The organism is Streptomyces sp. MBT65 (assembly GCF_016612545.1).
Lineage (GTDB): Bacteria > Actinomycetota > Actinomycetes > Streptomycetales > Streptomycetaceae > Streptomyces.
In genome coordinates, this window is sequence record NZ_JAENRY010000132.1 from 1 (window position 1) to 15,233 (window position 15,233).

The 15,233-nt window shown below is 70.1% G+C and carries 13 protein-coding genes and 2 pseudogenes; 10 read left to right on the forward strand and 5 right to left on the reverse strand.

Going from position 1 to position 15,233, the window contains the following annotated elements; all coding sequences use genetic code 11:
• Nucleotides 1–66 precede the first annotated feature (66 nt).
• Complete coding sequence (locus tag JHN63_RS27600; RefSeq protein WP_200685544.1) at nucleotides 67–579, forward strand: YbaK/EbsC family protein; 513 nt, start codon at nucleotides 67–69, stop codon at nucleotides 577–579.
• Nucleotides 576–1,352 (forward strand): annotated as a pseudogene (locus JHN63_RS27605) (EamA family transporter). Before JHN63_RS27600 ends, JHN63_RS27605 begins: the two are co-directional and overlap by 4 nt.
• An 88-nt stretch (nucleotides 1,353–1,440) precedes the next feature.
• On the opposite strand, the gene JHN63_RS27610 reads toward JHN63_RS27605, so the two are convergent.
• Nucleotides 1,441–2,124 carry a maleylpyruvate isomerase N-terminal domain-containing protein gene (locus JHN63_RS27610; protein WP_200685547.1) on the reverse strand — a complete coding sequence of 228 codons (684 nt, stop codon included), beginning with the start codon at nucleotides 2,122–2,124 and terminating at the stop codon, nucleotides 1,441–1,443.
• Nucleotides 2,125–2,136: 12 nt separating this feature from the next.
• A complete protein-coding gene (locus JHN63_RS27615; RefSeq protein ID WP_200685549.1) occupies nucleotides 2,137–2,415 on the reverse strand; it encodes a hypothetical protein in 279 nt (92 codons plus the stop codon).
• A gap of 196 nt (nucleotides 2,416–2,611) precedes the next feature.
• Here JHN63_RS27615 and JHN63_RS27620 point away from each other — a divergent pair, with 196 nt between their 5' ends.
• Both JHN63_RS27620 and JHN63_RS53055 read left to right on the forward strand, forming a co-directional pair.
• Nucleotides 2,612–5,449: an S-layer family protein gene (locus JHN63_RS27620; RefSeq protein ID WP_200685551.1), complete on the forward strand. Its 2,838-nt coding sequence runs from the start codon at nucleotides 2,612–2,614 to the stop codon at nucleotides 5,447–5,449.
• A gap of 38 nt (nucleotides 5,450–5,487) precedes the next feature.
• A pseudogene (locus tag JHN63_RS53055) lies at nucleotides 5,488–5,612 on the forward strand (EamA family transporter); the annotation flags it as partial.
• Here the strand turns inward: JHN63_RS53055 and arsM are convergent.
• Nucleotides 5,612–6,373 carry an arsenite methyltransferase gene (arsM, locus tag JHN63_RS27625; RefSeq protein WP_200685553.1) on the reverse strand — a complete coding sequence of 254 codons (762 nt, stop codon included), beginning with the start codon at nucleotides 6,371–6,373 and terminating at the stop codon, nucleotides 5,612–5,614. The pseudogene JHN63_RS53055 and the gene arsM overlap by 1 nt on opposite strands.
• A gap of 80 nt (nucleotides 6,374–6,453) precedes the next feature.
• Here arsM and JHN63_RS27630 point away from each other — a divergent pair, with 80 nt between their 5' ends.
• The 6 genes from JHN63_RS27630 to JHN63_RS27655 all read left to right on the forward strand — a co-directional run bounded on the left by JHN63_RS27630 (nucleotide 6,454) and on the right by JHN63_RS27655 (nucleotide 13,200).
• The gene (locus JHN63_RS27630) at nucleotides 6,454–6,828 is read left to right on the forward strand and encodes a helix-turn-helix transcriptional regulator (RefSeq protein ID WP_200685555.1); all 375 of its coding nucleotides are present in this window, start codon (nucleotides 6,454–6,456) and stop codon (nucleotides 6,826–6,828) included.
• Nucleotides 6,825–7,571, forward strand: coding sequence for an aquaporin (locus JHN63_RS27635; RefSeq protein WP_200685557.1), 747 nt, complete (start codon nucleotides 6,825–6,827; stop codon nucleotides 7,569–7,571). The genes JHN63_RS27630 and JHN63_RS27635 overlap by 4 nt, the downstream gene beginning before the upstream one ends.
• A gap of 25 nt (nucleotides 7,572–7,596) precedes the next feature.
• Entirely contained in the window at nucleotides 7,597–8,010 is a 414-nt protein-coding gene (locus JHN63_RS27640; protein WP_200685559.1) for an arsenate reductase ArsC, read from the forward strand.
• Nucleotides 8,011–8,145: 135 nt separating this feature from the next.
• Entirely contained in the window at nucleotides 8,146–9,087 is a 942-nt protein-coding gene (locus JHN63_RS27645; protein WP_200685561.1) for an ABC transporter ATP-binding protein, read from the forward strand.
• Complete coding sequence (locus tag JHN63_RS27650; RefSeq protein ID WP_200685563.1) at nucleotides 9,084–10,433, forward strand: ABC transporter permease; 1,350 nt, start codon at nucleotides 9,084–9,086, stop codon at nucleotides 10,431–10,433. The genes JHN63_RS27645 and JHN63_RS27650 overlap by 4 nt, the downstream gene beginning before the upstream one ends.
• 13 nt (nucleotides 10,434–10,446) lie before the next feature.
• Nucleotides 10,447–13,200: an alkaline phosphatase family protein gene (locus JHN63_RS27655; protein WP_200685565.1), complete on the forward strand. Its 2,754-nt coding sequence runs from the start codon at nucleotides 10,447–10,449 to the stop codon at nucleotides 13,198–13,200.
• Nucleotides 13,201–13,246: 46 nt separating this feature from the next.
• Here the strand turns inward: JHN63_RS27655 and JHN63_RS27660 are convergent, their stop codons facing one another.
• Both JHN63_RS27660 and JHN63_RS27665 read right to left on the reverse strand, forming a co-directional pair.
• Nucleotides 13,247–13,666, reverse strand: coding sequence for a RidA family protein (locus JHN63_RS27660; RefSeq protein ID WP_200685567.1), 420 nt, complete (start codon nucleotides 13,664–13,666; stop codon nucleotides 13,247–13,249).
• Nucleotides 13,667–13,704: 38 nt separating this feature from the next.
• Entirely contained in the window at nucleotides 13,705–15,177 is a 1,473-nt protein-coding gene (locus JHN63_RS27665) for a metallophosphoesterase family protein (RefSeq protein WP_200685569.1), read from the reverse strand.
• Nucleotides 15,178–15,233 lie beyond the last annotated feature (56 nt).

A 15,233-nucleotide genomic window follows, 5' to 3' on the forward strand; every position in this document is an offset into this window, starting at 1 on the left:
GAAGCGAGTGGCCCAACGGTCACAACTCAGTCGCAGGCCCAGTACACCCACCACTACCGTGCCCCCATGACCACGAACAACACCGAGAACGACAACTCCGGCGCCAACCCCCGATTCGCCGAAGCCCTAAGGGAGTTGGGCCTCGGGGAGTTGCTCAGCAGCATCCGGCGTTTCCCGGACGCCACCCGCACCGCAGCCGAGGCCGCCGCAGCGATCGGGTGCGAGTTGAGCGAGATCTGCAAGTCGTTGATCTTCGCGGCGGACGGGATCCCGGTACTGGTGCTGATGGACGGGGCGTCGCGCGTGGACCTGGAACTCGTCCGGCAGGAACTCGGCGTCGAGAAGGTCACCCGGGCCAAGGCAGACGTCGTACGGGAGACAACCGGGTACGCCATCGGAGGCGTGCCGCCCTTCGGCCACCGTACGAAGACCCGCGTGCTCGCTGACAGGTCACTCCTCGCGCATGACGTCGTATGGGCCGCCGCAGGCAATCCGCACGCCGTGTTTCCCATGGAACCAAAGGAACTCGTGGCGCACGCAGGTGCCACCTTGGTGGATGTGCGCGAGCAGTCCTCGTGACTCCGGCGGTCGCCACTGCCGTCCTGCTCGCAGCGGTCACCTAGGCCAGTTGGAACGCCCTCGCCCACCGCATCACGGACAAGCTCATCGGCTTCACGCTGATCGCGGGCGGCGGATCTCTGATCGGGTTGGCGATGGTGCCGTTCGCCGCGTTCCCGGCGGCTGAGGCATGGCCGTATCTGATCGTGTCGGGTGTCATTCACGTCGTGTACTTCGTGCTGCTGATGAAGTCCTTCCGGCTGGGGGATTTCGGGCAGGCGTACCCCGTCGCACGCGGCACCGCACCCCTCGTGGTGACCGCCCTCGCCGCCGTCTTCGCCCACGAGGTACCCAACGCCTGGGCCGCCGCCGGCATCGCCCTGTCGTGCGCGGGCCTGACCGGCGTCGCCCTGTGGGGAATGCGCGGGCGGCGGCCCAACTGGCCCGCGATCGGGGCCGCGTTGGCGACGGGTGTGTCGATCGCCGCGTACACCGTCGTCGACGGACTGGGCGTGCGCGCCTCGGGGTCCTCGCTCGGGTACATCGCCTGGCTGATGGCGATCGAGGGACTGGTCATTCCGGCGTACGCACTGCACCGCTGGCGAGGCCAATTCCTCACCACGCTACGGCTGTTCGCCGCCGTCGGCTTCCTCGGTGCCGCCCTGTCCGTGATCGCGTACGGCCTCGTCCTGTGGGCCCAGACCCGCGCCGAACTCGCCCCCATCGCCGCCCTGCGCGAGTCGTCGGTCAAGTCCTGCTCATGCGGTAATAACTTCGCCGCTCAGGGGGCTTGATGAGGTATTTCCGTACGCCCCGGACTCGTCACGCGCCGTGAGAGCGCGATGGAGACCCACTGCTTCGCCGGCGTCAGTTGGGACGTTCTCACCCCAGCGTGAGCCATCGGATGCCCAAACGGTTGACGTCCAACGCTTCGGCACTGGTGATCGGCTCGCGTCCTGTCGCCTTGCGCAGGAAATGCAGCTGACCCCAACCCAGCTTCTCCAGCGCGGTCGTTCCGTCTGGGCCGAGCAGAAGCCCCTGCACCAGATCCGCGGCCTCGGGAGTCAGCCACGGCTCGCGTCCCAGGGCGTCGGCCAGGTCCAGGCCGTGCACGGCGACCTCGACCACGCGCGTCAGCAGGAACTCCGACAGGAGCATGGGGTCGCCGTGCCGGGTGCGCACCACACGTCCCTCGGGTTCGGCCCGGCACAGTCGGTCCACTTGTTGCCAAGTGGCGTTGAAGTCGTCAACGAGTGCGGCACCGCTGAGCTGTTCGGCCGCATGATGTTGGGCCAGAGCGATCCGAGCTGCGTTGGTGTCCGGGGTGAAACGGTCGTCGGGCCGGTAGTACTCCGCTGCGGAGACCTCGACACGGGTCGGTGCCGACGCGGCCAGCATGCCCGGCAGCCAGGCGATCACCACCCGGACGTGAGCCAGCAAGTCGCTCACTTTCCACGGTGCACACCGGGTCGGCAGACACCACTCGCTCGCCGAGACCCCGGTCATCGCCTGCGCGAGCTGCGTCGCCTCCAGACGAAACGCTTCAACTACCCGCTCCTGATCCATGTCGGGACCTGCTCAGTGACGCCGGCGAGAGACCAGGCGCGTCACCACAGCCAGCACCAGCCCGGCCGCGATGAGATACAGACCAAGGCGTTCATCGGGGACTGCCGGTGACCACACCCGCCAGTCCGACGACGTGTACGCATCGGCTGCCAGGAAGGACCCGTAGGAAGAGGAGTGCAGGGTGGGGAGCGTGCTGGTCTGGCTGCGTACCCACAGCAGCGCGCCTATGACGGCGCTGGTCGCGGATATCGCGTACAGGGCTGTGGCATGACGTGGGACCGGTCTGGCCACGGGTCCTCCCTCGACTTTGTCGTTGTGATGTGTGGATTCTCGCTGCCGGCAGCTGTCACCCCTGAACCGGGCCACCGTGCCGAGCACCCGTGCACACAGGCCGATGTCTTGGTGATCTCCATACTCTCGGAATCTGGTCAACCCCTCGGCGACCGGACAGGATTGCCAGCAACATCATGTGAAAACTGGGGGAACAGTGCCGCCACGTTCGATCGGGGCCTTCGCGGTCGTAGTCGGCCTTCTCGGCGCGGGCCTGGCGCTGACTCCGTCCGCCGCCCGCGCGGATGGCAGCACGCTGTACGTGAACAACATCTCGACGTCGAACTGCTCCGACAGCGCAGCCGACGCGGGCTCGCAGGCCCAGCCCTACTGCTCGCTGCAGACCGCCGTCGACACCGCGCGGCCAGGTGACACGGTCATGGTGGTCAGGGGGAACTTCGGGCCTCTCGATGTGAAGACCTCGGGTACCGCCAGTGCTCCCCTCACCATCACCACCGGCACGAGCAAGGTGGTCACCTCGATCGTCACGCCCCCGTCCGGCTCCGGCCCAGGGCTCACCTTCGACCACGTGCACGACGTGGCGGTGCACGGATTCGCCATCGGGACAAACGTCCAGGCACCGGTCGTGGCGGTCGAAGGGGCCAGCGACATCACGCTCGACGGGGACCAGCTCCAAAGTGCTTATGCGACTGCGCTGGTAGGCATCGACGGGCAGAGCAGCACGGTCACGCTGAGCCGGGACGAGCTGTACACCAGACCGGGCGAGGACGCCGTGGACATCGCGGCGGGGGCCGCCGGGACCGTCATCACCGGCAACAAGTTCTCCTACGGGAAGAACACGCCCGTGAACGCCGCAGGCGCGCCCGGCACGGTCGTGGTCGGCAACACCTTCACCGACAACGGCGGTTGCAACACCGCTGTCTCGCTCACCGGTGCCTCCTCCGGTTCGACGGTCGAGAACAACGCCTTCTTCCTCGGAACCTCGGGCGGCTGCGCGACCTACGGCACCAGCACGCCGGTGGTGGTGTCCTCCGGATCGACCAGCGCGACCATCTATGACTACAACGTCTTCGAGTCCGAGTCCGGCGGCGCGCTCTACAGCTGGGGCGGCCAGACCTATGCCACCGCCGCCGATCTGCAGGCTGCGACCGGCCAGGGCAAGCATGAGCTGTACGTCGCGGTGGCCGCCGGCACGACCAGCCTGAACGTCACCCCGCTCATCGACTCCGCCGACGCCGGCGCACCGAACGCGCTCAGCACCGACTTCAACGGCAAACCCCGCGTGGACGACCCGCTCGTGGCCGACACCGGCACTGGCGCCGGCTACTACGACCGTGGCGCGGTCGAATACCAGGACCCCTACCAGGTGGCGGCGGCCGTCTCCGTCACGAAGGGTCCGGCCCCGCTGTCCGAGACGATCACGGCGGACGAGACCAACCCCTGGAAGACCGGGATCACCAGCTACACCTTCGACTTCGGGGACGGCAGCACCCCGGTGGTGTCCGCCACCCCCAGCGTCGCCCACGCCTACGCCGCGATCGGCTCGTACACCGTGACGGTCACCGTCACCACCGCTGACGGGACCTCTGTCGTCGGCAGCAAGAAGGCCTCCGTCACCGTCGCCGCCGAAGCTCCGCTGGTGCCCGTCCTGTCGCTCGGACAGGCCCGTCCGTCCAGCAGTCTCACCGTCCGGGCGGACGCCTCCGGGACCACCGACGACTGGAGCATCGCCGACTACGGCGTCGACTACGGAGACGGCACCCCGGCCGCGGACCTCGGCACCAGCGGCTTCGGTGGTCACACCTACGCCAAGCCCGGCACCTACACCGCCACCCTGACCGTCAAGGACGACGGCGGGAACACCGCCACGACCACCCGGCAGGTCACCGTCGGCAGCGCACTCGTACCCTTCGGGCCGACCCGCGTCCTGGACACCCGCAACGGCACCGGCGCAGCCAAGGCGAAGGTGGGCCCGGGCGCGGTGCTGCGACTCAAGGTCGCGGGCGTCAACGGCATCCCCGCCACCGGGGTCACCGCGGTCGCCCTCAACCTGACCGGCGTCAACGCCTCCGCCGGCACCGTGATCACCGCCTACCCCGACGGCACCACCCGGCCGACCGCCTCCAACCTGAACCTGGGCCCCGGTCAGGTCACGCCGAACATGGTCACCGTGCCGGTCGCCCCCGACGGCTACGTCGACCTCTACAACAACGCGGGCAGCATCGACCTGGTGGGTGACGTCGAGGGCTACTACAGCACCACCGCGGCCACGTTGGGCGGGACGGGCTTCGTCCAGGTGAGCGGCCCGACCCGGGTGCTGGACACCCGCACGGGGATCGGCACCGCCAAGGGCAAAGCCGGGCCGGGCGGGCTGGTCACGCTCACCCTGCCGGCCGGTGGTGCCGGCAACGCCTCCGCCGTTCTGCTCAACGTCACCGAGACCGGTGCCACCGCGTCCAGCTGGGTCGCCCTGGAGCCGAGCTCCGGCGATGTCCCCACCACTTCCGTACTGGACTTCGCGGCCGGACAGACCAGCGCCAACCTGGTCGTCGCGCCGGTCAGCAACGGACAGGTCCAGTTCTACAACCGCACCGGCAGCGTCGATCTGATCGCCGACGTCGAGGGCTATGTCGTCTCCGACCCGACGACGTCCCCGGGCGCCCTGGGCTCGCCCTACTTCCCGATCTCGCCGACCCGGGTGCTGGACACCCGCAACGGCACCGGCGCCGCCCAGGGCACACTCGGCGCCAAGTCCAAGCTCAGCGTCAAGGTGGCGGGGCACGGCGGCATCCCGGCCGGAGTGAAGGCGGTGCTGGTGAACCTGACCGGCGTCAAGCCCACCACGAGCACCTGGCTCTCGGCCTACGCCGACGGATCGACCCTGCCCGCCAGCTCCACCCTGAACCTCGCCACCGGCGCCACCCGCGCCAACCTGGCCCTGGTCCCGGTCGGTTCCGACGGTTCGATCGACATCTACAACAGCAGCGGCACCGTGAACGTGGTCGCCGACATCGAGGGCTACTACATCGGCTGATCGCCCACTCCGCGAGCATCCTGTCCGTCGCCGCGCCGGGTGACGCGTCGATCATCGTCGGCGCGGCCATCGGAGCCGTCTTCTTCAAGGAACGCTTCGGAGCCCGCGCATCGCGGCGGCCGGACTGCTGGTCGTCGGCATCGGGCTCATGCTGCGCGCCGGTCAGGACGCTGCCGTGGGCTTGTCCGCGCGGATGACCGCCGAGTGCATGCCGTCCGCGACCGAGTGGGTCGGGGTGATCTCGATGTGTGTGAAGCCGGCCGCCTCCAGGCCCTGGCGGTATTCGGTGAAGGACAGAGCTCCGGCGATGCAGCCGACGTAGTCTCCGCGCTCGGCACGCTGGGTGGGGGTGAGGGTGTCGTCGGCGACCACGTCGGAGATGCCGATCCGGCCGCCGGGGCGCAGGACGCGGAAGGTCTCGGTGAAGACGGTCGGCTTGTCGGTGGACAGGTTGATCACGCAGTTGGAGATCACGACGTCGACGGTGTTCGCGGGCAGCGGGACCGCCTCGATGGTGCCCTTGAGGAACTCCACGTTCGTGGCGCCCGCCCGGGCCGCGTTGGCCAGGGCGAGGGCGAGCATCTCCTCGGTCATGTCCAGGCCGTACGCCTTGCCGGTGGGGCCGACGCGGCGGGCGGAGAGCAGGACGTCGATGCCGCCGCCGGAGCCGAGGTCGAGGACGCGTTCGCCCTCGCGCAGTTCCGCGACGGCGGTCGGGTTGCCGCAGCCCAGAGAGGCCGCGACCGCCTCCGTGGGCAGCGCGGCGCGCTCCTCGGCCGCGTACAGGGTCGAGCCGAAGTTCTCCTCGTCGATCTCGACCGGCCGCGGTCCGCAGCAGGCCGTGCCGCCTTCGGTGACCTTCACGGCTGCCGCCGCGTACCGCAGACGGACGGTCTCGCGCAGGTCTGTGGACTGTTCGCTCATGAGTCGCTCCCAGGTGTCTGCCGCAACCAGGTGGTTGCTGCCACCTTGCGCTCTGTATCGAAGAACGTCAACATAGAAGAATGTCGAAACAAGAGCTTGTGGTGATCGGGCAGGATGCCGATTGCTGTCCCGGGCTGGGTGCCGCGCCGCTCGACGAGGAGCAGGCCGTTGATCTCGCGAAGGTCTTCAAGGCCCTCGGTGACCCGGTTCGGCTGCGGCTGATCTCGATGATCGCCTCGCGGGGTGACGGTGGTGAGGTCTGTGTGTGTGAGCTGACGCCCGCCTTCGAGCTCTCCCAGCCGACGATCTCCCATCACCTCAAGCTGCTGCGCCAGGCCGGCCTCATCGACTGCGAGCGGCGCGGGACCTGGGTGTACTACTGGGTGCTGCCCGGTGTGCTGGAGCGGCTCGCCGCGTTCCTGACCACCCCGGAACCGGCCGGTGCCCGCACGTGAACGCTCCGCTCGCTCGCCGGGTCGCCACGGAGGCGATCGGCACCGGACTGCTGGTGGCGGTGGTCGTCGGGTCCGGTATTCAGGCCACCGACCTCTCGCCCGATGCCGGTGTACGGCTGCTCGCCAACTCCCTCGCCACCGTGTTCGGCCTGGGCGTGCTCATCGCCGTGTTCGGGCCGGTCTCCGGCGCGCACTTCAACCCGGTCGTCACCATCGCCGTCTGGTTCGGCGAACGTCGGACCCCCGGAGGGTTCACGCTGCGGGACCTCGCCGCGTACGTACCCGCCCAGATCGTGGGGGCGGTCGGCGGCGCGGTTCTCGCCGACGCGATGTTCGGCGAACCGCTGGTGAAGTTCTCCGCGCACGATCGTTTCGCGGGGCATCTGTGGCTGGGGGAGGTCGTCGCCACGGGTGGGTTGGTTCTGGTGGTGCTCGGGTTGGGGCGGGTCGGCCGGGTCGCGCTCGCCCCGGCGGCCGTGGCCTCGTACATCGGTGCCGCCTACTGGTTCACCTCCTCCACCTCGTTCGCGAACCCCGCGGTGACCATCGGGCGGGCCTTCACCGACACCTTCGCCGGGATCGCGCCCGCCTCCGTCGGCCCGTTCATCGCCGCCCAACTGCTCGGCGGTGCCCTCGGGTTCGGGGTCGTGGTCCTCGTCCACGGCCCGGCACGAGAGCAGCACCCCGGCCGGCCGGCCGAACCCCAGTCCCCCAAGTCCCAGCCCCAGCCCGTCAGTTCCTGATCACGCCCCGAGAGAGTCGTCCGCCATGCATACGTCCCCCACCCGACCCTCCGTGCTGTTCGTCTGTGTCCACAACGCCGGCCGCTCCCAGATGGCCGCCGCTTTCCTCACCCACCTCGCGGGCGACCGCGTCGAGGTCCGCTCCGCCGGCTCGGCTCCCGCCGACGCCGTCAATCCGGCCGTCGTCGAAGCGATGCGCGAGGTCGGTGTCGACATCGCCGCCGAGGTTCCGAAGGTCCTCACCGTGGAGGCCGTCCAGGCGTCCGACGTCGTGATCACCATGGGGTGCGGCGACGCCTGCCCCGTCTTCCCCGGCAAGCGGTACCTCGACTGGCGGCTCGACGACCCCGCGGGGCAGGGCGTCGCGGCCGTACGCCCGATCCGGGACGCGATCGAGGCACGTGTCCGCGCGCTGATCTCTGACGTCGTGCCCGCCTGACGCAGGCAGTTGACCGTTCCTTCACCCGGCTTGCCGACGACTTGACGATCCGTTCCATGGGCGTTCAGACGGCCGCCTGTGTCTGTGATGTGTGGTGCCCCTAAGGTCCCTGAGGATTCAGGAGGGAAGGGGCTCATGGAGACACTCCACGCGGTTCGGGCCGGCGGGATCACCAAGTGCTTCGGCGAGGTCGTCGCGCTCGACGGTGTCGACCTGGATGTGACACAAGGTCAGATCCATGGCCTGGTCGGGCCGAACGGGGCCGGCAAGACCACCCTGCTCGGTCTGCTGCTGGGCCTGGCCGTCGCCGACAGCGGGCGCCTGGAGATCCTGGGCACGCGGGTCGGGCGGGCGTTCGCCGCCCCCGACGGCGTCGCCGGGTTCGTGGACGGGCCCGGTCTCTACCCCTCGCTCACCGCCCGGCAGAACCTCGCCGCGCTGGCCGCCCTGCGCGGCCACGACGCACGGACGGCCGGAATCGACGACGTGCTCGGCGAGGTCGGGCTCACGGATGTCGCCGACGACCGGACCCGCGGGTTCTCCCTCGGCATGCGGCAACGGCTCGGGCTCGCCGCCGCGTTGCTCACCAGGCCCCGCCTCCTCGTCCTCGACGAACCGTCCAACGGCCTTGATCCGGCGGGCAAGAGACATGTGCACGGGGTGCTCAACAGACTCGCCGCCGAGGGAACCAGTGTGGTGCTCTCCAGCCACCGTATGGACGACCTGGAGGCGCTCTGCTCCGAGGTCACCATCCTCGCCACCGGACGGGTCGTCTTCACCGGGCCGTTGAGCAAGCTGGCTGCCGAGAGCCGTGAACTCGAGTACCGGGTAAGGACGTCCGACCCGGAGGCCGCGCGTCGGCTCGCCGCCGACACGGCCGGCGTCCGGATCGGCGACGACAGTGCCGCCGTACGGCAGGACTCCGACGTGTTCGTCGTACGCGCCCTGACCCCCGCCCTCGACGAACTGGTGGCCGGGCTCGTGCGGTCGGGCATCGCGGTGCGCGAACTCGCCCCCGTGGTATCGCCGTTGGAGGCCGCGTTCCTCGCGCTCACCGATCAGGAGGCCGGCCGATGACCGCGACCGCCGTGGCCGAACGGACCGTCACAGCCCCCCGCGTCTCCGTCGCGCGCGGCTACCGCTTCGAACTCGTCAAGCTGGTCTCCCAGTGGCGCATCCGCCTGCTGGTGCTCGCCTGTTGGGTCGCGCCCGCGCTCTTCGTCGCCGGGGTGAGCGGGCAGAGCACGCTTCCCTCGGACACGCTCTTCGGGCGCTGGATGCACGCCACGGGGTGGGCCGGGCCGCTCGTCATGCTGGGTTTCGCGGGGAGTTGGGCGCTCCCGCTGCTGACCTCGCTCGTCGCCGGCGACGTGTTCGCCGCCGAGGACCGGCTCGGCACCTGGCGGCATCTGCTGGTGGCGGTCCGCTCGCCCGCGCGGATCTTCGTGGCGAAGTCGCTGGCCAGCGTCACCGTCATCCTGGCGCTGGTGGCGGGGCTGGCCGTCTCCAGCACGGTCGGCGGCCTCCTGGCCGTCGGCAACCAGCCGCTGGTGGGACTGGACGGGCATCTGCTGACACCCGGGGACGCGGCGGGCGCGGTCCTGCTCTCCTGGACCGCAGCCCTCGCCCCGACCCTGGCCCTCGCCGCGATCGGCCTCCTCGGGTCGGTCGCGCTGGGGCGGTCCTCGATGGGACTGCTGCTGCCCGTGCTGGTCGCGCTCGCGATGCAGGTCGCCCAGATGCTGCCGCTGCCCGTCGCCGTGCGCCTCGCGCTGCCCGGGTACGCCTTCATCTCCTGGAACGGCCTGTTCACCAGCCCGGCCCAGCTCGCCCCGCTCCTGATCGCCGTCGCGGTCAGCCTGGCGTGGGCCGTCCTCGCGACCGCACTGGCCCATCTCCTGTTCGTACGACGGGACTTCACCAACCCGGCCTACGACGGCTCCGGGCGCCGCGCGTTCACCTTCGGCGTGCTGCCGCTGGCCGCGCTGACCGCCGTCACGGTGGGGGCGGTCGCGGTGGCGACTCCGTCGACGGGCTCTGGGATCGAGCAGGGGAAAGTGCAGAAGTCCCTGGCCACCGTGTTCGCGCACCTCTACCGCCTCCAGACCGAGCAGCTCCACCGGCCCGCCGTCACCGAGGCCCAGCTGCGGACCTCGGCGGCGTGCACCAAGAGCGACGGCCAGGCCGCCCAGGAGGGCGCGGGCAACGACTGGCGCTGTGTCGTGAGCTGGCATCTCCCCGGGGTCGCGGTCACCGGGTCGGCGATCTACCAGCTCGACATCACCTCGGACGGGCGGTTCGTGGCGGACGGCGACGGTCCCAAGGAAGTCAACGGCTACTTCCTGGTGCGGACTTCGACCGGCGATGCCCCGAATCCGCTGTGGCAGTTCGACGGCAACGTCGAACTGCTCGACACCCACTGAAGGGAGCAGTTCCGTGCAGGTAACGCGCCGGCGTCGGATCAACGAGAAAAACCAGGTCACCCTCTTCGGCAGACACGTCGGCCGCCGGGCACTGCTCGTGACGACGGGTATCGCCGTCGCCCTCGGCGTCACGGGCACGGCGGTCGCCTCGACATACCAGTTCGGCACCCAACAGGTCGGCCAGACCACCGCCAACGGCCAGGTCATCTCCAGCGACCAGTACATCAAGCCGTACGGCAGCCGTACCGTCATCAACGACGGCAAGATCATGTCGTCCACGGTCAGCCCGGACGGCACCCGTCTCGCCGCCTCGATCGCCGACGGCGACGCCTCTCTGGTGGTCATGGACCTGGCCACCGGTCGGATCATGCAGAAGATCGGCACCAGCACGGCGGACGACCTGCGCATCAGCAGCGGCGCCGTCGGCCAGGAAGGCCCGACCTACTCGCCCGACGGCAAGCAGCTGTGGCTGGGACAGGCCAACGGCTACACCAAGTTCACCGTCAACGCCGACGGCACCCTCGCGAGCCCCACCGCCGTCCCGATCGCGGCCGACGGCGCCAAGCAGGCCCTCGTGGGCGCGGCCGTGTTCTCCGCCGACGGCTCCACCGTCTACTCCGCGGTCAACGGCCAGAACAAGGTCGTCGCCATCGACACGGCCACCGGAACCATCAAGCAGACCTGGGCAGTTGGCACCGCCCCGCGCGGAATCGCCCTCGTCGGCGGCACGTTGTACGTCAGCAATGAGGGTGGGCGCCCGGCGAAGGCCGGCGACACCACCATCAACTCCTACGGCACCGACGTGCCCGCGAACCCGAAGACGGGCGCCAGCACCACCGGCACGGTCAGCGTCATCGACACCGCCGACCCGTCCGCCGCCGTCGGCACCATCGCCGTAGGACTGCACCCGACCGCCGTGTACGCCAAGAAGGGCGCGGTGTTCGTCACCAACACAGCCGACAACAGCGTCTCGGTCATCGACACCCGCAAGGACAAGGTCGTCCAGACCATCGCCACCCAGCCGTGGCCCGAGGCGTCCGTCGGCTACGAGCCGAACGCGGTGACGCTCACCGACGACGGCCGGCTGCTGGTCACGCTCGGCCGCGCCAACGCCGTCGCCGTCTACCGCTACAACTCCCCGCAGCAGCCCGCCCGTTACGTCGGCCTGCTCCCCACCGACTACTTCCCCTCGGGGATCACGGCCATCGGCAAGAAGATCGTCGTCGCCAACACCCGTGGCGTGGACGCCCTCCGCCCCGACGCCGCCGGTCACAACACCCACGACACGACGTCGAGCCTGACGCAGTTCACGCTGCCCAGCGACCTCGTCGTCAGGGCGCAGACGGCCAAGGTCTTCAAGCAGAACGGCTGGACGCCCGGCTCGGTCACCAAGGCCGACGGCAAGAGCCACGCGAAGGCCGTCCCGGTCCCCGCCCGGCTCGGCGACCCCTCGACGATCAAGCACGTCTTCCTGCTCGTCAAGGAGAACCGCACCTACGACCAGGTCTTCGGCGACCTCTCGCAGGGCGACGGCAACGCCTCGCTCACCCAGTTCGGCGAGAACGTGACGCCCAACCAGCACGCGCTGGCCGAGCAGTTCGGGCTCTACGACAACTTCTACGACATCGGCACCAACTCCGCCGAGGGCCACAACTGGCTGATGCAGTCGGACAACCCGGAGTACACCGAGTCCTCGGCGGGCGAGTACACGCGCAGCTACGACACCGAGAACGACGTCCTCGGCCACCAGAAGACCGGGTTCATCTGGACCGGCGCGCAGGCGGCCGGGAAGACGGTCAAGGACTTCGGCGAGTTCCAGTCGCTGGAGACCAAGCCGGGCGGCGCGAGCTGGCAGAACCTGTACTGCGACAGCAAGAACATGGCCGCGACCGGGGCCCAGACCGCTTACCCCATCAAGACGGGCTCGGCGATCCCCTCCCTCAACAACGTGTCGGTGCAAGGGTTCCCGCTGTTCGACCTCGACGTCCCGGACATCTACAAAGAGCAGATCTGGCAGCAGGACTTCGAGAAGAACGGTCCGGCGAACCTGAACATGTTCTGGTACTCCAACGACCACACCGGCGGCCCGGCCAACGCCGCCGCCGAGGTCGCCGACAACGACCTCGCGGTCGGCAGGATGGTCGACACGATCACCCACAGCAAGTACTGGAAGGACTCGGCGATCTTCGTCGTCGAGGACGACTCCCAGGCCGGCCTCGACCATGTCGACGGCCACCGCGCCCCGGTCCAGGTCATCAGCCCGTACGCCGAGCACGACACGGTCGACGACCACTACTACTCGCAGATCACCATGGTCCGCACGATCGAGCAGATCCTCGGCATCCACCCGATGAACCAGCTCGACAGCGCGGCCACCCCGATGTACGGCGCGTTCACGAGCAAGGCCGACACCACCCCGTTCACGGCGGTCCCCAACCGCACCTCCCTGACCCTCGGCGTGAGCCCCCAGCCGTCCTGCGGCTCGGACACCCCGGCGGCCCAGGACACCAGGGCGGCGGCCGCGCCCACGACGGTCTCCGTGCCGCCCGCCGAGCAGGCGCTCGCGGCCCAGTGGAAGACCTGGGCGTCCCACCAGCGGCTGACCGGCCCGCACGCCGTGCCCGACTACGCCAACCCCACCCAGATGAACCGCTACACCTGGTACCAGACCCACAACTGGACCAAGCCCTACCCCGGCGACAGCAAGCTCTACGCGCCGGACGACGTACCGGGCGCCTACCTCCCGTCGCCGGAGTCCGACGGCTGACCGGAGCGCCCACGCGTCAACGGTCCCTGACCGGCGCCACCGCCGGTCAGGGGCGTACCGCCACCGCGTCCACCTCGAACAGCATCCTGGGCAGCGCGAGCGACGCGACCCCGCTCAGCGTCTGGGCCGGCAGACGGTCCCCGAAGTGCGTGTGCAGCGCCTTGCCCAGGGTCTCCAGTTTGGTGAGGTCGTGGTCGACGACGAACGTGCCCAGCCGGACCACGTGTTCGAAGCCGAGGCCCACTCCGGCCAGGGCCGACCGGAGTCGGGCGAAGGCCACGTCCACCTGTGCGGCGAAGTCGCCCGGCACCGGTGCGCCCGTCTCGTCGGACGCGTACTGGCCGGCGATGAAGACGAGTTCACCGGGCGCCGACACGGCGTGGCTGTAGCCGAAGGGGGTCGGGTCGTGGAGCGCGGGCGGGTTGGTGATGGTGCGCCCGTCGGCGGCGTCGTTCGTGAGGGTCATGGACGGGCAACCTCCCGAACACTCCGCCCATTCCGTCCTCAGCCGACGGACACCCCCAGCGAGCCGACACCGGACAGGTCATGCGCTCTGACGCTGTTGCGATCCGTCGCCGACCGCCCCAGCGCATGATGCGGCCACAACCCCCCGGCCACCCGCCGAGACCGCTCGCCCCACTCCCGCGCCTCGATACCACCGGCCTTGTAGTGGTTGAGGGCATACCCCCCGGAGTGGACGCGCAGCAGCAGAAAACCGCCGGGATAGTCCTTCGCGGCGGTCACCTCCTGCTGGACGACGTGCGGCGCCCGCACCAGCGGCGTCCGCTTGTTGCGGTGGGTGTGCCCCGCGTGGTGCAGGAAGACCCCCGGCGCCGAGGCATACGCGTCGACGATCGCGCGCGCCTGCCGGCGGTCCAGTTGCTGGCCCCGGGTCACCGGGAACACGGAGTCCCGTACCGTCAGCGGATGGTGGCCGAAGACGACGGTCGGCCGGTCCGGTTCGGCCCTGAGCCGGGACCGGAACCAGGACAGCTGCTCCTCACCGAGCCCACCCGCGTCACCCCCGTTGCCGGTCTTGGCGTACGTGTCGAGCCCGATGATCCGCAGCCCGCCGAGGTCGTGGGCGAAGTACCCGGGCCCACCGCCGAAGCCTTCACCGAACCCCGCCCGGAACGTGTCGGCGGAACTCCCGGCCCGGTCGTGGTTGCCGCGTACGACGAGGTAGTCCCGCCCCAGCGTGCCGAAGCCGTCCAGGATGCGCCTGGCCTCCGCCAGGTCCGCCGGCGACCCGCCCGCGGAGATGTCCCCGGCGGCGAGCAGCACGTCCGCCCCGCGCAGCTTGGCCTCCTCGACCAGGGCCCGGGTCATGATCTCCGGATAGGCGGCGAGGCCCGCCGCCTGTGACACCCCGCGCAGCAGGGGGAAGCCCGCCATGCGGCCCGCGGTGGTCTCGCCGAGGTGCAGGTCGTTGCAGAGGGCGATGGAGAGCAGGTGCCTGCCGGGCGGGGGCTGGGGTGTGGTGAAGGAGTACGTGCCGGTCAGCGAGCCGAGGCCGTGTCGCGAGGTGCCGACGGCGTTCCCGCGCACGTGCTGCAACGGTGTCGGCACGGCGGTCACGCCCCGGGAGCGTGCCCGGTAGTAGTACGTCTGCCCGGGCTCCAGGCCGGTCAGCTCCACCTGGTGGTGCGCGGTGGGCCGGTCCTCGGCCGCGACGCGGTTGAGCCGGGCCGGGTGGGTGCCGTAGACGACCTCGCCCTCGGTGGCCACAGGAATGGGGTGGCCGAAGCCGTCGTCCGTGCCGGGTATCCGGGTGTGCCAGGTGATGATCGCGCTGTCCTCGGTGAGGGTGACCAACTCCAGGTGTACGGCGGCCAGTTGGCGGTAGCCGCCGCGCGCGGTACGGACCTGGGCGGCACGCACCAGCGCCGGGGCGAGGAGCGCGCCGGAGCGCAGGACGTCGTAGGGAGTCGGTAGCGCGGCGAGGGCCGCGAGGGGAGCCGAGATGCAGCAGCGCATACCCCATTGTTGCCCCACGGTCGTGAACGCCGGCCGTGGCGCCGACGGCCGCAGCC